We start from the raw sequence: 19,644 nt of genomic DNA, 5'->3' as shown, positions 1-19,644 counted from the left end.
ACTACAGAGGCAGCCGAACAACACCGCAATCGCACCCATCGCGACCACATCGGCCCGACCCCCGGTTCCGAGCGGAGCGAGAGCGAGCATTCTCTGTTCGCGGCCCGGCTCGGGTCCGAGCGGCCGTCGCGTCCGCGACGCAGTCGCCAGCGGCGGTCGCTCGGACCCGAGCCACAAGGGGGCCGCGAACCCGCCGCGCCCGCGCGGCCGAAGACACAGCCTACCCTGGATCCCATGACCAACCCGAACGATCCGTGGGGACAGCGGCCGGAGGATGCGCCGACCGAGCACCTGGGTCCGCCGGGCAAGTCCGGGTACGGCGAGCCGATGCACACCACGGAGTACACCGATGCGTACGGCACCGGAGCGCCCTCGGAATATCCCGCGACCGAGCAGTACGGGTCGTGGGCGGTGCCCGGGCCGAACGCCACGCGCGAGTTACCGCCCTACGACCCCCAATGGGCCGCTTATCAGGGCAGTTACGGTGATCGGATGGCGGGCTCCGCGATGCCGCCCGGTGCCGGGCAGCCGCCGGAGCAACCGCAACCGCCCCGGCGGAACACTGGACTGTGGATCGCGCTCGCCATCGGTGTCGTGCTGTTGATCGGCGCGGTCGGCGTGGTCGCCGGTGTTCTGCTCGGCGGCAATGGTTCGTCCTCGACGGACAGTGCGGGCGCCTCGTCGGTGCTCACCACGAGCAGGTCCGCCCCCGGCACCCGTACCGCTCGGCCGAACCCGCCCAGCGGGATCCCGAGCGTGCCCGGCCTCGGCGACGTCGAGGGCCTCGGAGCGACGATGGGCACCATCACCGCCAACAACGGAGGCACGCTGACCGTCAGCACGTTGCTCGGCGACACGGTCACCGTGCGTACCGACGCCAAAACCCAGGTGATCTCGCTGTCCGGCACCAAGGTCTCCGATCTGCCCAACGGTGAGATCGTGTTGATCCAGGGCGACAAGTCCGCGGACGGATCGATTCAGGCGAAGGTCATCGTCAGCACGTCGCTGCCGGGAGGCGGACGATGAGCGACCCGACAGTCGGCTGCCTCGCCTTCGCCCGGCCCGGCGCGGGGCCAATGGCGGACTATGTCCGGCCGCGCCTATTAGGCTAGGCGGCGATGACGGCAATGTGGTTCGGGTTGGCGGCGATCGCGCTTGTGGGCGCGATCGTGTTGCTGTATTTCGATCGGATCCAGCGGCAGCGGACCGGTCACGCGCGGCAGGTCTGGGCGAAGTCCCAGAGTTATACCTACGTATCGGTGGAGCCTGCGCTGGCATCCACGTGGCGGCGTGGCGCGCTGGCCAAACTGGGCTATCTCTCCGCGGTCGACGTGGTCTCCGGCATTCGCAAGGGCGAGAAGTTCGTGCTGTTCGACCTGGAGGAGTCCGCGACGCTGGTCGCGGTTCGCCGCCAGATCGGCTCGGACATCGACGTCGACATGCGGCTGAAGACCGCTTCCCCGCCGAAGGATCACGATCTGGAACTGCTCGGCGCCATCGGCGACCGGGTGGTCTTCGCGACCAATCCCGAGATCGCCAGGCACGCGGTCGATCAACGGATGGTCGCCTTCATCGAGGCGCTGCCCGACACCGTGCAGATGCTCTGGAGCGAGGGCAACTGGACGCTGGGCATGCTGTTGGTCGGTACCTCCTCGCGAGACTGGGAGACCGCGATCGACGCGGTGCTCCGCCTGTCCGGCCTGCTGCACGTGCTGCCTCCGGTCAGCGAGCCGCGCTTCGATGGCGGCGGACACGATCCGGGCCGTCCGCGTCCGCGGGGTCGCCAGCAGGAGGACGAGCCGGAGGCCTACGGGGACGACGTTCCAGCCGGTTCCGCCAGGCCGCAACCGCAACGGGCACGCAAGGACGAGTACGACGAACAGCCGTTCGTGCAGGACTCCTACGCGGCCGATCACGACGACCGCGCGCCACTTGCGGACGAAGCCGCGTCGGAACCTCCGCGCCGCCCCTCGCTCGCGGTGGTGCCGAACGCGCGAGTCCGCGATGATCGCCGGCCCGCCGACGAGAATTGGCGCGAGGCCGACGACTGGCCGCCGCGGGAGGAGCGCGCCGAGCGTCCAGCGGCGGACGACTGGACCGGCGAGAAGCCTGAGTCTCGCGAGCTACCGCGCGCGGAGCGCCCGGCCGAGCCGCCCGGCGGACCGTTCCATCCCGGATTCCGTCCCTACCAGGGACCCGTGCCGAAGTGACCGGCTGGGCTTCTGCCGTAGCCGTTTCCGCATGCTTCCGACCGATCGAGCGGTCATGACCGAGCACGCGTATCTCCGTCTGCCCGGCGCGAACCGTCCGGTCGCCGCGATCACCGGACCCACCTCGGGCATCGGTCAGGGTTACGCGACCCGGCTTGCTTCGCTCGGCTACGACTTGGTGCTGGTCGCGAGGGACGAGCCGCGTCTCGAAGCGCTCGCGACCGACCTGGAGCACCGGTTCGCTACCCGCTCGCAGGTGCTCGTCGCGGATCTCGCGCGGGAGCCCGACCGTGAGCGGGTCGCGGCGCGACTGGGTGACGGCGTCGAATTCCTGGTCAACAATGCGGGATTCGCGAACTCGGGGGAGTTCTGGACGTTGTCCGCCGAACAGTTGCAGGCACAGCTGGATGTCAACGTGGCGTCGGTGGTGCGGTTCACCAGGGCCGCGCTGCCGTCGATGATCACCGCGGCCAAAGGCTGCATCGTCAATGTGGGCAGTGTCGCGGGCCTGATTCCTGGGCGCGGTTCGACGTATTCGGCGTCCAAGGCGTACGTCGTATCCTTCACGGAAGGGTTGGCCGGCGGATTGGCTGGTACCGGGGTGCGGGTCCAGGCCCTGTGTCCGGGATTCGTGCACACGGAATTTCATCAGCGAGCCGGTATCGAGATGTCGTCGCTGCCGAAAGCGTTGTGGCTGAGTGTCGACCAGGTGGTCGCCGGCTCCCTGACCGATCTGGAGAAGGGCCGGGTGCTCAGCGTGCCCGGTATGCAGTACAAAGCGCTCACCACCGTCGCCGGAATGATCCCGCGAACCCTGGCGGCCCGACTGAATCGCGGCCTGTTCGCCGCACGCGGAAGGACTTAGACCATGATCAACCAGGTGATTACCGATGATCGGGACAGATTGGCCGCGCTGGTGCGGGAGCTTGCCGTGGTGCACGGCAGGGTCACCCTGTCCTCGGGTAAGGAGGCCGACTACTACGTCGACCTGCGCCGCGCCACCTTGCATCACAGCGCGGGCCCGCTGATCGGCAAGCTGCTACGGGAGCTGGTTGCGGACTGGGAATTCGATGCCGTTGGCGGCCTGACCATGGGCGCCGACCCGGTCGCGCTGGCGGTGATGCACGCGCCGGGCCGCCCCATCGACGCCTTCGTGGTGCGTAAAGCGGCCAAGACACACGGCATGCAGCGTCAGATCGAGGGCCCCGACATTCTCGGCAAGCGGGTCTTGGTCGTCGAGGACACCACCACCACCGGAAACTCGCCGCTGACCGCGGTGCGCGCGCTGCGTGCCGCGGGCGCCACCGTGGTCGGCGTCGCCACTGTCGTCGACCGGGAAACCGGCGCCGACCAGGTGATCGCGGCCGAGGGATTGGAGTACCGGTCGATCCTCGGGCTCGAGGATCTCGCCCTGGGATAGCCTGGACCATGGTCTAGTTTCTTTGGAAAAGGTGAAGGGTCGTGTGAGTCACCAGTGGTGAGCATCGCAGTCAAAAGGAGCCGCGAAAACGTCGCGATGCTCGGAATCGGCGCTTATCGACCCAAGCGCCTGGTCAGCAATGTAGAAGTGTGCGAAGTGTTGGACTCCACCGACGAGTGGATCTACGAGCGCACCGGTATCCGCAACCGACGCTGGATCAGCGGTGAGGAGACGCTGCGGTCTATCGCGGCGGCGGCGGGCGAGCGCGCGATCGTCAACAGCGGCATCGACCGGTCGAAGATCGGCGCGTTGATCCTGGCCACGTCGACCTGGCTCAAGCTCACCCCGCACGGCGCGCCGTCGGTCGCCTCCGACGTCGGTATCAACGGGATCCCTGCCTTCGATCTGACCTCCGGGTGCGGCGGTTTCGGATACGGTCTCGGCCTGGCCGCCGACATGGTCCGGTCCGGTTCCGCCGAATACGTCTTGCTCATCGGCGCCGAGACGATGACCGTCGGACTCGATCCCACCGACCGCGGCACCGCGATGATCTTCGGTGACGGCGCGGGTGCCGTAGTGGTCGGGCCGAGCGAGGAGAACGGCATCTCCCCGACGGTGTGGGGCAGCGATGGCGAGAACGCGGCCGCCATCACGCAAGACATCGACTTCCTCGAGTACATGCACCGGGCGCAGTCCATGCAGGGCCTCGACCCGGAGGTCGAGCCGGTCGGCCGGATGTCGCTGCGCATGGAGGGCTCGCGCGTGTTCCGCTGGGCTGCGGTCACCCTGCCGCGGGCGCTGTCCACCGCGCTCGAGGTCTCCGGCGTGGCCAAGGAGGACATCGAGGTATTCGTCCCGCATCAGGCCAACTCCCGGATCAACGAGCTGATGAAGAAGAACCTCGGCCTCGCCGACGACATCCCGATGGCCAACGACATCGAGAACTCCGGCAACACCTCGGCGGCCTCGATCCCGCTCGCGGTCGAGGAGATGCTGGTGACCGGCAAGGCCAAGGGCGGCCAGACCGCATTGCTGCTCGGTTTCGGCGCCGGCCTGAGCTACGCGGGTCAGGTCGTCACACTGCCGCCCGCCCCGGCCGAGCCGAGTTTCTAGCCGATGCGGCCGTTCCGAGCCGGATTTCTCGCCGCGGTGGCGGTCACCGTCTACGGTGCCGTCACCGGGAGGGAGTGGGCGCAGTGGCTCGCGAAACCGCTGCTTATGCCCCTACTCGCGGCCGATGTCGCGACCGAGGGGACCGAATTGGCGCCCGCCGATCGCACCCTGCTGATCGGGTCGCTCGGCGCGGCGACGGTTGGTGACATCCTGCTCATCGACCCGGACAACGATCGTCGGCTGATTGCGGGTGCGTCGAGTTTCGCAGTGATGCAGGCCGGCTACTCGACGCTGTGGTGGCGGATGGGCGGCCGACCGACCGCCGGAGTCGTCGTGCCGCGTGTGGCCGCATGGGTGGGGGCCGCCGGGTTGCTACGGGTGAAGGCGCCGTCGGTGGCGGTGCCGCTCACGGCGTACGGCGCCAGCCTGGGGACCGCCGCAGTGCTGGCCTCGGATCCCACATTGGCTCCCGCGGCGAAAAATGTTGCGGGCGTGAATGTTCCGGGTGTGGATCCGCGCAGTCGGCTAGGACTGGGCGCGCTGCTGTTCACCGTCTCCGACGGGCTGATCGTACTGCGGAGGTTGTTCACCCGAGGCGAACGGGTCCGCCGGGTCACCGAGGGCGTCATCCTGGCGACCTACGCGGCCGCGCAGTATCTGCTCGCCGATCCCAAGGCGCATGTGAAGGTCGCCGTCCCGGAGGGCATCACAGCACCAGAATGATGCGGTCCCGGTTCGTGGGATCGACGCGGATCGAGATGGTCCCGCCGACAACGAGCCGGGGTTTGTCGACCGGGGCTACATCGAAAACGACTGTCCCTCGGTAACTTTCGGAGCCCGGTACGGTCAGCTCCAGATCCAGCTCGGTGAGTTCGGTGTGATGATCGGTGAGTTCCAGCCGATGCACGCGCTCGACGGTCGCCCAGCCTTCCAGGCCGTGCCGCCACAGCTGCCGGTCCTCCTTCGACGGCCGCGCCGCCAGCATCATCCCGATCCCGACGCATGAGCCGAACAGCCCGACCAGCGCCACGATCTGATACGGCACGGTTCCCGGGGGCGTCCGGTGCACCACCCATCCCAGCCAGAATGCGAGCAACACCAGATACACGGCCGTTACGCCGAGCACCGTCTGCAGTATCCGCCCGTGGTCCATACCAGCCTCCACCCAGACTGCCAGACCTCCAGGATAGGCGCGCGCCACCCCGCGCCGCGGCCCTACCGGCCCGCGCGATTACTGGTCAGCGCGGTGATATCGATCGTGATCGGAGTCCCGGCGAGATCCAGCGTCGCCCGGCCGGACTGCTCGGCGACCAGCTCGTAGTCGCCGTCGATCAGACGGTGGGCAGTCAGGCTGGCAGGCTCATCGAGGTCGATCAGCCAGTAGTACTCGATGCCGGCCTCGGCGTACTCGAAGAACTTGGTGACGCGGTCGGTGCGCTTCGAGCCGACGGACAGGATTTCGACGGCCAACAGGACATCGGCGGCGTCGCAACGTGGCAGATTGTCGTCGATACCCGCCGCGGGCACCGCCAGCACATCGAGAACCCGAATGGTCGGGCATGGGCCGGGCGCGATCACCACTTCCGACTTAGTGAGTACACCATGGGTCGGAGGCAGCTGCGGTTCCAGTTGCGCGGCAAGCCGCCAGATCGCGCGCTGATGTTGCGACACCGGCCTCGGTGACACGACCAGAACCCCCTCGACGAGCTCATAACTACGACTGCTGTCCTCCGGCAGCGCGATCCAGTCCTCCAGGGTCAGCAGATGATCAGGCCAGTGCACTTCGACGGTCATCGCCTCCTCCCCGCACGGATACCGCGTTGTGGCCAAGTCTGGCACAGCCCGCCGACACAACGGCGCGTTGTCACCCTCTGAGTCGCAATACCGCCAGCACGCGGCCGTGGCGGTATCGGAGGGCAGTAGGTCCGCCGGTCAGGCCCTGCACGCCGCCATGGTTGTAGCGGCGGCGTGGGCGTTCGAGGGAGCCGACCGTCGCATATGTGGTGTAGTCAGCCACACCAACTACCATCCTGCTGATGAGCTACCCCCCGCAGCAGCCACCGTACGGCTATCCAGCCTACGGTGCCTACGGACCGCCCCCGGATCATCCACAGGCCACCACGATTCTGATTCTCGGCATCCTGGGCCTCGCGCTCTGTCAGCTGATGGGGCCGTTTGCCTGGGTGATGGGCAAGCGGGCGCTCAACGAGATCGACGCATCGGGCGGAGCCATCGGCGGCCGGGGGAACGTCAACGCAGGCTACATCTGCGGCATCATCGCGACGGTGCTGCTCATCCTCAGCCTGCTGGTCGTCGTGCTGGTTGTGGTACTCGGTGTGCTGGGCGTCCTCGACGGAAACTCGAGCTCCAGCTACTGACCGGGCCGCCGCCGGCGGGATGGCCGGAATTAGCATGTTCGGAGTGAATCACCCAGTGCCGGACGCGGCGGAGCACGACCTGACCGGGCCGACGGAGTGGGGCGCGCACCCGCACGGCGTCGGTCCGTGGGAAAGCGAGCACGCCGAGCCGCCGCCGGAGGATCCGCGTCTGGATCCCGAACTGCTGGCGGGCGGCGACCGCCGCAATGTGGTCGATGCCTACCGGTACTGGACCCGTGAGGCGATCGTCGCGGATATCGATCGACGCAGGCACCCGTTCCACATCGCCATCGAGAACTTCGGGCACGATGCGAACATCGGTACGGTGGTCCGCACGGCGAACGCCTTCGCCGCCGCGGCCGTGCACATCGTGGGCAGGCGGCGGTGGAATCGCCGCGGCGCCATGGTGACCGACCGCTATCAGCACATCGAGCACCACGCCGACGTCGGCGAACTGCTGACCTTCGCGGAACGGTCGGGGCTGACGGTGGTCGCCGTGGACAACGTGCCCGGCTCGGTCCCGTTGGAGACGGTTGCGCTGCCGCGGGCCTGCCTGCTGCTGTTCGGTCAGGAAGGCCCGGGTGTCACCGAGCACGCCAAAGCCGCGGCGGCGATGACGGTGTCGATCGCGCAGTTCGGTTCCACTCGCAGCATCAACGCGGGTGTGGCCGCCGGGATCGCGATGCACGCGTGGATCCGTCAGCACGCCGACCTCACAACGGCGTGGTGAGCGGGCGACACGCCGCGAACAGGAGATCTTCCTGCGACGAACCACACCGGCACGATTTCACATCACTTGTGTAACAAATCGGGCGCGTAAATCTGTTCTCGGCTGGCACTATTGACCCATGACCTCGCGGAGCGACGATATCGAGGTGCCGCCTGCGCAGAACGGGGATCAGGCCCCGCAGCCCGCGGCACCGCGTCCGCCGACCAGTCGTTCCCAGGCGGTCGGAGACGTGGTGGTGTCTCCGACTTTGTGGTCCGAACGGGCGGATATGGCCGAATCTGCGATCATCTCACGCCACCTGCGCGCGCTGTGGGCGCTGCCCGGCACGGAACTGGGGGTCGTCGGGTGGCCCGCCACCAAGCGGGAGCGGGTTTTCGGCTCGTGGCACTACTGGTGGCAGGCGCATCTGATCGACTGCGTGACCGACGCTACGAATCGGGTGCCAACCATGTTGCGTCGCAAGCGGATTGCTGCCCTGGCGCGCTCGCATCGGATCCGCAACATCACCGGCTGGACCAATAGCTACTACGACGACATGGCCTGGCTTGCGATCGCGCTCGAACGCGCGGAGCGCACCCAGGGCATCGGTGCGGCGCGCAGCGCGCTGGTCGCGCTGGAGAAAGTTCTCCACGCGGGTTGGAAGCCGGAGACCGGTGGCGGCCTGCCTTGGCGCATCGGTTCGGACTATTTCAACGCGCCCGCCAACGGTCCCGCCGCTATCGCGCTACTGCGACTCGGACGGATCGAGCGCGCCCAGGAGATGGCCGACTGGCTGGACGAGACGCTGCGTGACGCGGGGACCGGGCTGATCCTCGACGGCATTCATCTGCCTTCTGGCGCGATCGAACGTCCCGTTTTCACCTACTGCCAGGGCGTGGTGCTCGGGCTGGAGACCGAGCTGGCCGTGCAGACCGGCGAGCCTCGGCACACCGAGCGCGTGCACCGGCTGCTCGCCGCTGTCGAGGAATACATGACCACCGGCGGTGTCGTGAACGGCGGCGGTGGTGGTGACGGCGGACTATTCAATGGCATCCTGGTCCGCTACCTGGCGCTGGTCGCGGTGATGCTGCCGGGCGAGGATCGTCAGCAGATCGCCGATCGCCGTGCGGCGGCCGCGATCGTGCGCGCGTCCGCCATGGCGGCCTGGGCGAATCGGCTCGATGTCGAGGGCGAGCCGCTGTTCGGGCACGACTGGAGTAGGCCCGCGCAACTTCCCGGCGGCAGTGCGGGGGCCGGATATTTCACCTCCGGTGGTTCGGTGACCTCGTCCAAGGTCCCCGAACGCGACCTGTCCGTGCAACTGTCCGGTTGGCTGCTCATGGAAGCGGCATACCTGGTCAGCGCAGCGGGTCTCTGACCACCCCGCGGCTCACCCCTCCGTCTCCAGCAGAGCGCTCGGCGCGCCCTCCATCGCGAAATCCTCCACGGGCCGCGACATTTCCTGCCGGTAGTGCCGAACGCCGAGCACCGTACCGATGACGAGGCCGACCACCAGCGTGCCGATCACGATCGGCATCAGCCAGGGGATTCCTTCCAGGAAGCTTCCCGCGTAGTAGCCGATGAGCAGCAGGACCGGCGCCCAGATAATCGCGCCCACGGTACTGGCCACGGTGAACTTGCGGTGGTCCATCCGCGCCGCGCCCGCGACCGAAGGGCACAGTGTGCGCACCCACGGAATCCACCTGGCGACCAGAACCGCCACGAACCCGTGCCGGTGCAACAACTCCGTCACCCGTTGCAGGTTGCGGACGTTGATATACCTGCCGTCCTTGCGGGCGACCAGATGCTGACCGGTCCGGTGTCCGATCACGTATCCCACCTGGTTGCCCGCGATGGCCGCGACCATCGCACCCAGCGACAGCGCCCACACGTGTGCTTCGTTGGAGGCGTTGGACGCCATCACGATGCCCGCGGTGATCAGCATGGAGTCGCCGGGCAGAAACAGCCCGAGGATCACAGCGCATTCCAGGAAGACAAAGGTCAACACCACTGTCCAGACGAGCGCGGGGCCCGCCGACATCAGCGGATCGAAACTGCCCACAGCTAGGGGCGACGACGCCATGAACACCGGCTCAGCGGGTCGGCTCGTTCGTCGAGGCGGCCAGCTCGGCCTCGGCCGCTTCCGCCTCGGGTCCGCCGCGGTTGAGTAACTTCCGTCCCACTGCCATCACGCCCGGCAGAATCGAGACGAACACGATGAGCAGGAAGATCGCCTCGACATGGTCTCGGATGAAGGCAACGTTGCCCAGGAAGTAACCGAGCACTGTGACGCCGCCGCCCCACAGGATCGCGCCGACGATATCGAAGGCGACGAACTTGCGGTAGTCCATCTTGGACACGCCGGCCAGCACCGGCATGAAGGTCCGCACGATCGGCACGAACCGGGCCAGGATAATCGTCTTGGGACCGTGTTTCTCGAAGAACTCGTGCGTCTCCGTCACGTAGTGCTTCTTGAAGAAGCGGGTGTCCTCCTTATGGAAGAGCGCGGGCCCGATCGCCCGGCCGATCCAATACGCACATTGGTCACCGGCGAAGGCGAACAGCGCGACGGCGGGGACCAGTACCCAGATCGAGACCGGGGGATGCGGCTGCGCCGACAGCAGGCCGCCGGTGAACAGCAGCGAGTCGCCGGGCAGGATCGGGAAGAGCAGACCGGTCTCGATGAAGACGATCACCAGGATCGCCGGCAGCACCGCGTTCTTCAGCCACGTCTCCGTGAGCAGGTGCATCGGGTCGAGCAACTCGGTGAGCGCGAGGTTACTCGTCACCGATTCCGTCGCTGCCTGCAGAATCACGTGGCCTCCTGTCCCGAAACGGCTGGCCTGCCTTGTTTACCACCGCGTCGGAAGCTGCCAGCGCAATTACCGGCCCCACAGTACCGGCTACACCTGAGAAACCTCTCGCTGTGCGCGAAAATACCCGCCGGTCAACTCCGCACTCCCTCCCTGCACACCAGGCCGAACACTGCTGCCTTAGGGTGATGGCAGACAAAATAGGTCATTTGCCGCAACAACACGGAGGTCTTACTGTGCCCATCGCGAGTCCGGAGGTCTACGCCGAGATGCTCGGTAGGGCCAAAGCCAATTCCTTCGCTTTCCCGGCCATCAACTGCACGTCGTCGGAGACGATCAACGCGGCCATCAAGGGTTTCGCGGATGCGGGCAGCGACGGCATCATCCAGTTCTCCACCGGCGGTGCGGAGTTCGGTTCCGGCCAGGGCGTGAAGGACATGGTGACCGGCGCGGTCGCGTTGGCCGAGTTCGCGCACGTGATCGCCGCGAAGTACGACGTGACCATTGCGCTGCACACCGACCACTGCCCGAAGGACAAGCTCGACAATTTCGTGCGCCCGCTGATCGCCATCTCCCAGGAGCGGGTGAACGCCGGCCGGAACCCGCTGTTCCAATCGCACATGTGGGACGGTTCCGCGATCCCGATCGACGAGAACCTGGAGATCGCGAAGGAATTGCTGAAGGCGACGCACGCCGCCAACATCATCCTCGAGGTCGAGATCGGCGTCGTCGGTGGCGAAGAGGACGGCGTCGAGGCCGAGATCAACGAGAAGCTCTACACCTCGCCGGAGGACTTCGAGAAGACCATCGACGCGCTCGGCGCGGGCGAGAACGGCAAGTACCTGCTCGCCGCCACCTTCGGCAACGTGCACGGTGTGTACAAGCCGGGCAACGTGGTGCTCAAGCCCGAGGTGCTGGCCGAGGGCCAGCGCGTGGCCGCGGCCAAGCTGGGCCTCGGCGCCGACGCGCAGCCGTTCGACTTCGTCTTCCACGGCGGTTCGGGCTCGCTGAAGTCCGAGATCGAGGACTCGCTGCGCTTCGGTGTGGTGAAGATGAACGTCGACACCGACACTCAGTACGCGTTCACCCGCCCCGTCGCCGGGCACATGTTCACCAATTACGACGGCGTGCTCAAGATCGACGGCGAGGTCGGCAACAAGAAGGCCTACGACCCGCGCGGTTACCTGAAGAAGGCCGAGTCGGCGATGGCGGCGCGCGTCCTCGAGGCGTGCAATGATCTGAAGTCCGCGGGACGCTCGATCAGCGCCTGATCCGTTACACCCTTCGGGGGCTTGAAGCACATGAGTTTGGATGTGCGCGTGCTCGGGCCCGTGCGACTGCTCGTCGGCGATGAGCCGGTGGCAGTCGGTGGGCCCAAGCCGCGAGCTCTGCTTGCCGCGCTCGCAGTGAATCGGCGGCGCGCGGTGTCGTCGGCCGCGCTGGCCGACATGGTGTGGAACGAGGATCCGCCCGACTCCTATGCCGCCAGCCTGCAGGTGTTCGTCTCGAATATCCGCAAGGCGCTACGAAATTCGGGTGTAGATCCGGCGCACGTGCTGTGTACCGAGTCCTCCGGCTACCGGCTGGAGATCGCCGATACCGCCTGCGATCTGGGACGTTTCGAGGCGGCGCGGGAAGCGGGGACGCGCGCCGCCGAGTTCGGCGATCACGCGGGCGCCGCGCAACTGTTCGGCTCCGCGTTGCGCGAGTGGAGCGGCCGGGCGCTGGCCGATTTGGCCGGTCTGCAGTTCGCCGACGGTTTCGCCACCGCTATGGACGAGGAGCGGCTGCTCGTCGCCTCGGCCCGAATCGACGCCGAAATCGCCTGTGGGCGTGCTTCTTCGGTGATCGGTGAGTTGGTCGCGATGACGACCGAGCATCCGCTGCGCGAACCGCTGTGGGGTCAGCTGATCAGCGCGCTGTATTTGTCCGGACGCCAGGCCGACGCGCTGGACGCGTGCAGGCGGGTGCGTACGGTGCTGGCCGACGAGCTGGGCATCGATCCTGGGCCCGTGTTGGTCGATCTGGAACAGCGGGTGTTGCGGCAGGAGCCGCTGAATACGGTCGAATTGCGCCAGGTCGAGCGAATGGCCGCGGCGATGACCGAGACGGTCACCGAAATGCCGCGCGCGGTGCGCAGTGGGCAGTTACGGATGGCCGACGGCCGCGTGGTGGCGATCGCGCAGGGCGGCATACGCATCGGCCGGATGACCGACAATGACCTCGTTCTGGAGGATCCCAAGGTCAGCCGCTACCACGCGCACATCATGCCGAGCCGGGCCGGGCTGCTCATCAGGGATCTGCATTCCGCCAATGGTGTGCACGTCAACGACAACCCCATCGACACCGGCGCGCTGCTGGCCGACGGCGACCTGATCCGCATCGGGGCGACGATCCTGACCTTCCAGACCGTGCACTAACTGCAGGCGACCCTGCCGTCATCCAGATCCAGCCGCGCTGTCCGCGGCACAGCACCGGACGTGTCGGTCGGCCGGTTTCCGTAACCGAACAGGGTAGGGTCGGTCCGCTGGTGCGTGTCCGACGGACTTCGAGGGGTACCTATGGCCATGCGATGGACGGCGGCGGTCGGCGTGGTTGTGGTCGGGGCGGGCGCCCTCCTGTACGCGGACCGACCTGCCGCCGCGGCGCCGGAGGCGACCGGCTCCGACCGTGGGGTCGGAGTGCCGGGGACCGGTCCGTGCGTGACCGACCCGGTGACAGCCCATGAGCCGTTGGTGCCCAAGACGCTCGAGGTGCCGATTCCGTATCCGGTGATCACTGTGCTCCCGCCCCAGCCGCCGGACGCCACACCGACGCGTACGCGAATGGAGTTGCCGTCGGACCCGTGCGCCAATCCGTGCCCCGATCTCACCGACCTGCCCGGTGCGCCACCCGGACTCGGTGCGCTGGTCGGAATTCCGGAGATCCTGTTGAATCTCAAACCTTTCCACTTCGCGATTCCCGGTCCCGGCCCGGATCCCGGCCTGGTGCCTCCGCCGCCCGCGCCGGTGCAGCCACCGGTCGAGTCCGCGGCACAGTCGCCTGCCCGGCCCGCGCCGCGGATCGCGGCGGTGCGAGAGGTGGCCAAACTGACTGGCGCGAACTCGGTGAACCGCACGGACAAGCGCTGGCAGGTGGACGGCACCGATCTCGGAATCATGTGGGAGAGCGCGCCGGGTGAGATCGCGACCGCGTTCGGCGACACGGTCGGGCGCGGCTTCCATCCGCCGGGCGGCATGGGAATGGATTGGCGTAGCAACGTGCTTGCGTTCAGCACCGACCGCGACTTGGCCGACGGGATGACCTACGACCGGATGGTCACCGACGGCCGGTGCCACGCGGCCGAGGTGCTCTCCAGCCGCAAGCTCGACAACGTCGAGGTCACCACGATCCCCACCTCCGGTTTCGCGGTGGGCGACCGACAGTACCTGAGCTACATGTCCATTCGGACCTGGAACAGCATCCCCGGCACGTTCTTCACCAACTACGGCGGCATCGCCTATTCCGACGACCACGGCCAGACTTGGACCAAGGACACGCACGCCCGCTGGGACAACATCTTCGGTCTCGCGAAGTTCCAAGTGAGCGCGATGGTTCCGCACGGTGATTACGTGTACATGTTCGGTACGCCCAACACTCGCCTCGGCGCGGTCGGCCTGGCCAGGGTGCCCAAGGACCAGATCCTCAACACCACTGCCTACCAGTACTGGCGCGACGGCAGCTGGACGCCGGTCGGCGGATTCGACTCGGCCACACCGATTGTGAATGGTCCGGCCGGTGAACTCTCGGTCCGCTTCGACGCCGCCCGCAACGTCTGGCAGATGAGCTATCTGGATACGGCCAAAGCCGCCATCGTTGTCCGCGAGGCGAATTCACCGCAGGGCATCTGGTCGGAGAGCACGCCGACGGTGACCGTGCTGGACTATCCGGAGCTGTACGGCGGATTCATCCACCCGTGGTCGTCCGGCTCGGACTTCTATTTCACCATCTCGACCTGGAGCGACTACAACGTCTACCTGATGCACGCCGTGCTCGGCGAGTGATCCTAGGTGAACCGGACCTCGGCGAGCGCGCGGCCGAACAGCTTGCGGCCCTCGGAGGTGCCGCCGAGCAGGATGGTCGCGGTCCGCCTGTGCGGATCGAGCGATTTGACCCGGCCGGTGAAGTCCACCGTGCTCGCCGCGTCGGCGGCGACCGGGACGAAGCCGGAGAAGCGCACGCTGAACTTCCGGATGGCGATCGGATCGCCCAGCCAAGAGGTCAGATAGCCGCCCGCGAGGCCCATTGTCAGCATGCCGTGCGCGACGACAGTCGGCAGCCCGGCAAGGTGCGCGGCGTGATCGCTGAAGTGGATCGGGTTGGCGTCACCGGAGACGCCCGCGTAGTTGGTCAGGTCGCCGCGGGTCAGCCGGAATGTGCCGCCGGGCAGCTGGTCGCCGACGGTGAGTTCGTCGAAGGCGGGCACCGTCCGCGCCGGCGCGATCGCGTGATCGGTCGGCTCGGTCAGCGGACTGACACCGAGCGGAACCAGCACCTCGTTGTGGACCAGATCTGGTGCGGCCGTGTCGGGTTCGTTCGAATGCCCGTGCATCATGATGTTCTCGGCCACGTGGTCGAGGTTCGCGTCGAGCTGCGCGCCGCGGCGCGCGACGATCGTGGTCGATCCGACAATGGTGACTTCGCCGTGCTGGTTGGTCAGTGCGAACCGCACCACGATGAAGTCGTTGTCGCCGAACTTCCGGATCGATTCGATCACGATTTCGCAGCCGAGCCGGTCGCCGGCCAGGATCGGCCGGTAGATCTCGAAGACTTGATCGGTCTGCAAGATCTGGGACAGGTCGTAGTCGGTGAGCACCGAGTCGAGCAGCGCCTTCGTTCGGCTCATGCCGACCACCGACGCGAAGGTCGGCGGCGCGATGATCCCGTCGTAGCCGAGCGCGCGTGCGTCCGCCTCCCGCTGATGTGCCCCGTGGTGGTTCTGCACCGCGCGGGCGAACTCACGGACCTTCTCCCGGCCGACCTCGTAATGATCGAGTGCCCGGAACCGCTGTCCTTCCGGCTCCAGCATCACCACGGCGTCGAAGTCTGTCCGCGTCATCGTTTGTTCCCTGCCCATGATCCGGGCCATGCTACTGGCGAACCGGACCATTGACCAGATAAGTGTGACGTGCGCGACCAGCCATCAATGTGCTATTGCTATCGATCCCAGGTGTCTACTGGGTGCTGGAGGGCGGGTCGCAGACCTTCCATCCGTCGCCGGTTCGCTGCAGGTCGAAAGTGCGTGCCGACCGCTTCGTCGGATCGGCTTCGGTGTACACCGTGGCCTGCGCGATGGCGGTGTCGTCGGTGATGCGGATGGCATCGATATTGTCCACCACCGGGATGCTCTTGCGCTCCATCGACAGCGTATGCACGCCGGCGAATTGGTCGTTGGAAATGCCCTGATAGAAGTCGTGCAGCGGACCGCAGGTTGTTTCGCGCAGCGTGACCAGATCGCCGGTCTTCAGTGCCTGGGTGTAGTCGGTGATAGCGGCGCGGACCTGCGCCTCTGGCGAGTCGTCGGAGTTCGTGACAAGCGCCACGATCACCGCGACCAGCGCTACCACCAGCACGGCTGCCGCACCCGCGGCGATCAGCCACCGATTGGATCGCGCGGTCGAGGTGGGGGTTTCGGACGCGGCCCGCGGTGGCGGGGTGATGCGCTGCGGCTGGGCGATCAGCCGGGGTTGTGGCGGGCGGGGGCCCGCCAGTGACTGCGCGGGCACGGTCTGCTGGACGTCTGCCGGCGAGGGGGCTGTCGCCTCCTGCCGCGGCTTGCCCGGTGGGCGTTGCGGAGTCTCCCCGACCGGTCCCGGTGCATGCTGCGGGTGTGCCGACGGACCCTGCGATCCGGGCTGCTTCGGCCCCGACGCCGGACGCGGCGTGCTCGGCGGCTTGGTGATCGGCACCGGCCCCGCCGCGGGCGCGACCACGCGATCGGTACCTGCCTTGCCGCCGCCGTCGGCGGGACGCTGGATCGGCAGCGCGACGGTCTGTGCGTCGTCCAGGTTGACCACCGGCATCGCCATGGTCACCGCGTCCGAACCGGGCGGGTTCTGATCGTCCTCCGCCGCGGGCGTTTCGACCTGCGCCTTGCCCACCTCCGGGCCATCGGGCTCGCTCGGCGGTTGCGGCCTGCGCATCACCTCCGTCGCGGCATCCCCGCCGCCCGCCTGCCCCGGGGCGTTCTGCGGGATCGCCGCTGTCTCCGCCTCTGAGCCCGCGGTCCCGGAGGCGCCTGCCGCCGCGGCGGCGGTTCCAGCCGCCGCACCGCTGCGAGTGGCTGAACTGCTCGTAGATGCGGGACCATCCGGCGACCGGGAACCGCTCGAAGGTGCGGCTTTGCCCTCCGTCGCGGCTTTGTCCGCTGCGATACCTGCCGCCGCACCGCTTGCTGTGGGCGGACCACCGGCTGATGCGGGACTCCCCGCGGACTCGGCGCCATCCGTCGACGCGGCACCGCTCGTGGACTTGCCCGCTGCGCCGGCAGCGGTGGCGCTCGCTGACGTGGAACCGCTCGGTATCGCGTCAGAGCTTGTCGACGTGGTGTCGGTAGCCGCGGTGTCGCCGACCGAGGAACCAGCTGCCACGGCGGCAGCTCCGGCGGCACCAGCCGCTGCCGCGCCGGACGGCCCGGCTTTTTCACCCGATCCGGACGGCGCCGCAACCCCCTTGGAGGGCTTGTTTGGTTGCGCCGCAGTACCTTTCGAAGCAGGTCGGCCCGATGGCGTCGAGCCGGGCACGGCATCTCGCGGTGTTTCGGAGCTCGCTTGGTCTCGCTTGATGACCTCGGTTGGCGCTTCAGCTCCTGGTCGGCCCCGCGTGGACCCGGCCCGCGATGCGGCTGTGGTGGACCCTGACGCGCCGCCACCGGTTGCCTCTTGCTTTGCTGCGCCGGTCGCCGGGGAAGACGGTTCGGGTGCTGCGATTTTCGTGTCTGCACCCGGTGCCGCGGCGCGCCTCGCCGAGGCTGCGGTCGGTGCAGAGGCGGCCGCTGCGCCTGATTCGGAGCGTTGTCCCGCGCCCGCCGCGTCCGGGTTATCGCTCGGAGAGTCCGCCTTGCCGCTACCCGCTGGTCCGGGGGTAGGTGTACCGGTTCCGGTCGATCCGGGGGCAGCAGTGTCTGCTTTACCCGCTGGTCCGGGGGTAGGTGTACCGGTTCCGGTCGATCCGGGGGCAGCAGTGTCTGCTTTACCCGCTGGCCCGGGGGTAGGTGTGCCCGTTCCGGTCGATCCGGGCGCGGGTGCGTTTTCCTTACCTGTGGCTCCGGACGCGGGTGTGTTCGGGCCTGTCGATCCGGGCTCGACTTGATTCCCCCCACCTGTCGCTCTGGTGGCAGGTGTGCGCGTGGAGCTTGTCGATCCGGGATCGGGTGCGTCGGCCTGTGCCGGTCCCGAGGCGGGTGAGTTCGAGTTCGTCGTCTCGGTATCCGGGGCGCTTTTCCGGTCCGGGGGGCCGGAAGCGGGTGTGCGTGCGCCCGTCGATCCGGTTGCGGCGGCGTTCGCCCCACCTTTTGGTCCGGAGGCGGGCGTGTTCGGGCCTGTCGATCCGGGGCGGGCTGCGTTTGCCGCATTGGGCGTGGGTGAGTTCTTGCTATCCGAGGATCCCGGTGCCCGCGGAATCGTGCTGTCCGCCGGCACCGATGAAGGTGTATTCGCGGGTCCGGGGGCGGGCGTGTCGGAGGCTGTACCGGAAGCGGGGGTGTTCGGTGTAGATGGGGGATCCGAGGCCGGCGGGGTCGTGGAGCTTGCGGCGCTGGTCGCCTTGTTCGCGGCCACCGATCTGGAGGTTGTCGAGTTCGGACCCTTCCGGCGGCCAGCCGACCATGTTCCGAGCGCGCCGTTCGGATCCGGGGTGCTGACCTGAGGCACGGCGGGCGTCGCCGCACCCGCCGCGCCACCAGGATTCGCACCGCGCTCGGCGCCTTCGCCACCTGACGGCGCGGCCTCGGTCGATTTCCGCGCGGACTCATCGGGTCGCGGCCCTGCAGGCGTTTGCGCGATCGGCTCGGCCGCCGGGGCCGGCGCAGGGCGGTCGCCCGCCCCGGCGATCGGCGCGCGTTCGGTGACGGCATCGGGGCGTGCGTCGGCCCCAGCCGAATTGGCCGGTCGGGCGCCATCCCGCGCCGGGTTCTTCTGGTCGTTCGCGTCGGACACGCACACCCCTCGCTCAGGCGGAACAGTGAAACTCGACGGCCAGCCTAATGGGCGCAGTCGCGTGAAGTCTGTCATCAGTCCGCGCCGGGCCGGGTGAGGGTGTGGCAGTCGCATGCTGGGTGCAGTCGGGCGGTGTGTGTGATCGGTCTGCGCCGGGCCGAGTGAGGGCGAGGCAGTCGCATGCTGGGTGCAGTCGGGCGGTGTGTGTGATCGGTCTGCGCCGGGCCGAGTGAGGGCGAGGCAGCCGCCTATTGAGCAAATCGGTCAGCGGTGCACAATGAAGCGCATGACCTCGTTCGGTGACCTACTCGGACCGCAACCGGTACTGCTACCCGAAATCTCCGATGCCGAGGACGGGCTTCTCGACAACGCCGATCCGGTGCGGGTCGCGGCCGACCATCCCGCTGCCTCGATCGCGTGGGCTCACCTCGCGGAGGCGGCGCTGACCCGAGGTGAAGGCCGAGACGAGGCGGTCAACCATGACATCGTCGCCGCGTACGCCTTCGCGCGCACCGGCTATCACCGCGGCCTCGACCTCCTGCGCCGCAACGGCTGGAAGGGCTTCGGCCCGGTGCCGTGGAGCCACGAGCCCAATCGTGGATTTCTGCGCAGTGTCGGCGCGCTGGCCCGCGCGGCAAAGGTGATCGGCGAGACCGAAGAGTACGCGCGTTGCCTGGACCTGTTGGAAGACTGCGACCCCCGTGCGGCCGCAGAGCTCGGCCTCGACTGAGCCGTAGTGATCGCAGTATCGATGAGGGGTCGCGGTCGGGTGACGGGTGGGCTCGACCCGAATTCTCGCCTCGGCG

The 19,644-nt window shown here is 67.8% G+C and carries 21 protein-coding genes; 14 read left to right on the top strand and 7 right to left on the bottom strand.

All coding sequences use genetic code 11. From position 1 onward, the window contains the following. Positions 1-234: 234 nt before the first annotated feature. The 6 genes from AB4Z47_RS07030 (at position 235) to AB4Z47_RS07005 (ending at position 5,466) form a co-directional block, all read left to right on the top strand. Complete coding sequence (locus AB4Z47_RS07030; protein ID WP_441948829.1) at positions 235-1,026, top strand: DUF5666 domain-containing protein; 792 nt, start codon at positions 235-237, stop codon at positions 1,024-1,026. 92 nt (positions 1,027-1,118) lie between these two features. Further along, entirely contained in the window at positions 1,119-2,210 is a 1,092-nt protein-coding gene (locus AB4Z47_RS07025; protein ID WP_441948827.1) for a hypothetical protein, read from the top strand. Between the two features lie 55 nt (positions 2,211-2,265). Beyond that, a complete protein-coding gene (locus AB4Z47_RS07020) occupies positions 2,266-3,075 on the top strand; it encodes an SDR family NAD(P)-dependent oxidoreductase (RefSeq protein ID WP_441948825.1) in 810 nt (269 codons plus the stop codon). 3 nt (positions 3,076-3,078) lie between these two features. Further along, positions 3,079-3,630 (top strand): orotate phosphoribosyltransferase, encoded by a 552-nt coding sequence (pyrE, locus tag AB4Z47_RS07015; RefSeq protein ID WP_441948823.1) that lies wholly within the window; start codon positions 3,079-3,081, stop codon positions 3,628-3,630. Positions 3,631-3,684: 54 nt separating this feature from the next. Beyond that, positions 3,685-4,743 (top strand): beta-ketoacyl-ACP synthase 3, encoded by a 1,059-nt coding sequence (locus AB4Z47_RS07010; protein WP_441948821.1) that lies wholly within the window; start codon positions 3,685-3,687, stop codon positions 4,741-4,743. 3 nt (positions 4,744-4,746) lie between these two features. Further along, positions 4,747-5,466 carry a lysoplasmalogenase family protein gene (locus AB4Z47_RS07005; protein ID WP_441948820.1) on the top strand — a complete coding sequence of 240 codons (720 nt, stop codon included), beginning with the start codon at positions 4,747-4,749 and terminating at the stop codon, positions 5,464-5,466. On the opposite strand, the gene AB4Z47_RS07000 is transcribed toward AB4Z47_RS07005, so the two are convergent. The 3 genes from AB4Z47_RS07000 to AB4Z47_RS06990 form a co-directional block, all read right to left on the bottom strand. Continuing rightward, positions 5,450-5,896, bottom strand: a complete 447-nt coding sequence (locus AB4Z47_RS07000) for a hypothetical protein (protein WP_441948818.1) — start codon at positions 5,894-5,896, stop codon at positions 5,450-5,452. The genes AB4Z47_RS07005 and AB4Z47_RS07000 overlap by 17 nt on opposite strands. Positions 5,897-5,958: 62 nt before the next feature. Beyond that, positions 5,959-6,537 carry a Uma2 family endonuclease gene (locus tag AB4Z47_RS06995; protein WP_441948817.1) on the bottom strand — a complete coding sequence of 193 codons (579 nt, stop codon included), beginning with the start codon at positions 6,535-6,537 and terminating at the stop codon, positions 5,959-5,961. A gap of 70 nt (positions 6,538-6,607) precedes the next feature. Next, complete coding sequence (locus tag AB4Z47_RS06990; RefSeq protein WP_441948815.1) at positions 6,608-6,760, bottom strand: hypothetical protein; 153 nt, start codon at positions 6,758-6,760, stop codon at positions 6,608-6,610. A 19-nt stretch (positions 6,761-6,779) separates the two neighbouring features. On the opposite strand from AB4Z47_RS06990, the gene AB4Z47_RS06985 reads away from it, so the two are divergent. The 3 genes from AB4Z47_RS06985 (at position 6,780) to AB4Z47_RS06975 (ending at position 9,208) form a co-directional block, all read left to right on the top strand. Further along, a complete protein-coding gene (locus tag AB4Z47_RS06985) occupies positions 6,780-7,121 on the top strand; it encodes a DUF4190 domain-containing protein (RefSeq protein WP_441948813.1) in 342 nt (113 codons plus the stop codon). A 34-nt stretch (positions 7,122-7,155) separates the two neighbouring features. Then, the gene (locus tag AB4Z47_RS06980; RefSeq protein WP_441948812.1) at positions 7,156-7,851 is read left to right on the top strand and encodes a TrmH family RNA methyltransferase; all 696 of its coding nucleotides are present in this window, start codon (positions 7,156-7,158) and stop codon (positions 7,849-7,851) included. 268 nt (positions 7,852-8,119) lie between these two features. Next, positions 8,120-9,208, top strand: a complete 1,089-nt coding sequence (locus AB4Z47_RS06975) for a glycoside hydrolase family 76 protein (RefSeq protein WP_441948839.1) — start codon at positions 8,120-8,122, stop codon at positions 9,206-9,208. 12 nt (positions 9,209-9,220) lie between these two features. Here AB4Z47_RS06975 and AB4Z47_RS06970 read toward each other — a convergent pair whose 3' ends face one another. Together AB4Z47_RS06970 and AB4Z47_RS06965 are read right to left on the bottom strand one after the other, a co-directional pair. Beyond that, a complete protein-coding gene (locus AB4Z47_RS06970) occupies positions 9,221-9,871 on the bottom strand; it encodes a DedA family protein (protein ID WP_441948811.1) in 651 nt (216 codons plus the stop codon). Positions 9,872-9,923: 52 nt separating this feature from the next. Next, on the bottom strand, positions 9,924-10,580 hold the full coding sequence (locus tag AB4Z47_RS06965) for a DedA family protein (protein ID WP_441948837.1): 657 nt from the start codon (positions 10,578-10,580) through the stop codon (positions 9,924-9,926). 299 nt (positions 10,581-10,879) lie between these two features. Between AB4Z47_RS06965 and fbaA the strand changes: the two genes are divergently transcribed. From fbaA to AB4Z47_RS06950, 3 genes are all read left to right on the top strand, one after another. Then, positions 10,880-11,914 (top strand): class II fructose-bisphosphate aldolase, encoded by a 1,035-nt coding sequence (gene fbaA / locus AB4Z47_RS06960; RefSeq protein ID WP_441948809.1) that lies wholly within the window; start codon positions 10,880-10,882, stop codon positions 11,912-11,914. 30 nt (positions 11,915-11,944) lie between these two features. Beyond that, positions 11,945-13,063, top strand: a complete 1,119-nt coding sequence (locus tag AB4Z47_RS06955; RefSeq protein WP_441948807.1) for a BTAD domain-containing putative transcriptional regulator — start codon at positions 11,945-11,947, stop codon at positions 13,061-13,063. A 141-nt stretch (positions 13,064-13,204) separates the two neighbouring features. Continuing rightward, entirely contained in the window at positions 13,205-14,686 is a 1,482-nt protein-coding gene (locus AB4Z47_RS06950) for a DUF4185 domain-containing protein (protein ID WP_441948805.1), read from the top strand. Positions 14,687-14,688: 2 nt separating this feature from the next. On the opposite strand, the gene AB4Z47_RS06945 is transcribed toward AB4Z47_RS06950, so the two are convergent. Next, positions 14,689-15,741 carry a fused (3R)-hydroxyacyl-ACP dehydratase subunits HadA/HadB gene (locus tag AB4Z47_RS06945; protein ID WP_441948803.1) on the bottom strand — a complete coding sequence of 351 codons (1,053 nt, stop codon included), beginning with the start codon at positions 15,739-15,741 and terminating at the stop codon, positions 14,689-14,691. Positions 15,742-15,856: 115 nt separating this feature from the next. Then, positions 15,857-17,272, bottom strand: a complete 1,416-nt coding sequence (locus AB4Z47_RS06940) for an Rv0361 family membrane protein (RefSeq protein ID WP_441948802.1) — start codon at positions 17,270-17,272, stop codon at positions 15,857-15,859. A 757-nt stretch (positions 17,273-18,029) separates the two neighbouring features. Between AB4Z47_RS06940 and AB4Z47_RS06935 the strand changes: the two genes are divergently transcribed. Next, positions 18,030-18,548 (top strand): hypothetical protein, encoded by a 519-nt coding sequence (locus AB4Z47_RS06935; protein ID WP_441948800.1) that lies wholly within the window; start codon positions 18,030-18,032, stop codon positions 18,546-18,548. 576 nt (positions 18,549-19,124) lie between these two features. Then, on the top strand, positions 19,125-19,568 hold the full coding sequence (locus AB4Z47_RS06930; RefSeq protein WP_441948799.1) for a DUF3151 domain-containing protein: 444 nt from the start codon (positions 19,125-19,127) through the stop codon (positions 19,566-19,568). Positions 19,569-19,644 lie beyond the last annotated feature (76 nt).

This window comes from Nocardia sp. 2TAF39 (genome assembly GCF_052114905.1).
In the GTDB taxonomy this organism is placed as follows: Bacteria; Actinomycetota; Actinomycetes; order Mycobacteriales; family Mycobacteriaceae; genus Nocardia.
This window is presented reverse-complemented; position numbering and strand designations above follow the sequence as displayed.

What these genes read in the sequence shown, in the direction of transcription:
- pyrE (WP_441948823.1), top strand. Translation starts at nt 3,079, where the DNA reads ATGATCAACCAGGTGATTACCGATGATCGGGACAGATTGGCCGCGCTG.
- AB4Z47_RS06995 (WP_441948817.1), bottom strand. Translation starts at nt 6,537, where the DNA reads ATGACCGTCGAAGTGCACTGGCCTGATCATCTGCTGACCCTGGAGGAC.
- AB4Z47_RS06970 (WP_441948811.1), bottom strand. Translation starts at nt 9,871, where the DNA reads ATGTCGGCGGGCCCCGCGCTCGTCTGGACAGTGGTGTTGACCTTTGTC.
- AB4Z47_RS06965 (WP_441948837.1), bottom strand. Translation starts at nt 10,580, where the DNA reads ATGCACCTGCTCACGGAGACGTGGCTGAAGAACGCGGTGCTGCCGGCG.
- AB4Z47_RS06975 (WP_441948839.1), top strand. Translation starts at nt 8,120, where the DNA reads ATGGCCGAATCTGCGATCATCTCACGCCACCTGCGCGCGCTGTGGGCG.
- AB4Z47_RS07005 (WP_441948820.1), top strand. Translation starts at nt 4,747, where the DNA reads ATGCGGCCGTTCCGAGCCGGATTTCTCGCCGCGGTGGCGGTCACCGTC.
- AB4Z47_RS06985 (WP_441948813.1), top strand. Translation starts at nt 6,780, where the DNA reads ATGAGCTACCCCCCGCAGCAGCCACCGTACGGCTATCCAGCCTACGGT.
- AB4Z47_RS06950 (WP_441948805.1), top strand. Translation starts at nt 13,205, where the DNA reads ATGGCCATGCGATGGACGGCGGCGGTCGGCGTGGTTGTGGTCGGGGCG.
- AB4Z47_RS06955 (WP_441948807.1), top strand. Translation starts at nt 11,945, where the DNA reads ATGAGTTTGGATGTGCGCGTGCTCGGGCCCGTGCGACTGCTCGTCGGC.
- AB4Z47_RS06930 (WP_441948799.1), top strand. Translation starts at nt 19,125, where the DNA reads ATGACCTCGTTCGGTGACCTACTCGGACCGCAACCGGTACTGCTACCC.
- AB4Z47_RS07025 (WP_441948827.1), top strand. Translation starts at nt 1,119, where the DNA reads ATGACGGCAATGTGGTTCGGGTTGGCGGCGATCGCGCTTGTGGGCGCG.
- AB4Z47_RS06945 (WP_441948803.1), bottom strand. Translation starts at nt 15,741, where the DNA reads ATGACGCGGACAGACTTCGACGCCGTGGTGATGCTGGAGCCGGAAGGA.
- AB4Z47_RS06980 (WP_441948812.1), top strand. Translation starts at nt 7,156, where the DNA reads ATGTTCGGAGTGAATCACCCAGTGCCGGACGCGGCGGAGCACGACCTG.
- AB4Z47_RS07030 (WP_441948829.1), top strand. Translation starts at nt 235, where the DNA reads ATGACCAACCCGAACGATCCGTGGGGACAGCGGCCGGAGGATGCGCCG.
- AB4Z47_RS07020 (WP_441948825.1), top strand. Translation starts at nt 2,266, where the DNA reads ATGACCGAGCACGCGTATCTCCGTCTGCCCGGCGCGAACCGTCCGGTC.
- AB4Z47_RS07000 (WP_441948818.1), bottom strand. Translation starts at nt 5,896, where the DNA reads ATGGACCACGGGCGGATACTGCAGACGGTGCTCGGCGTAACGGCCGTG.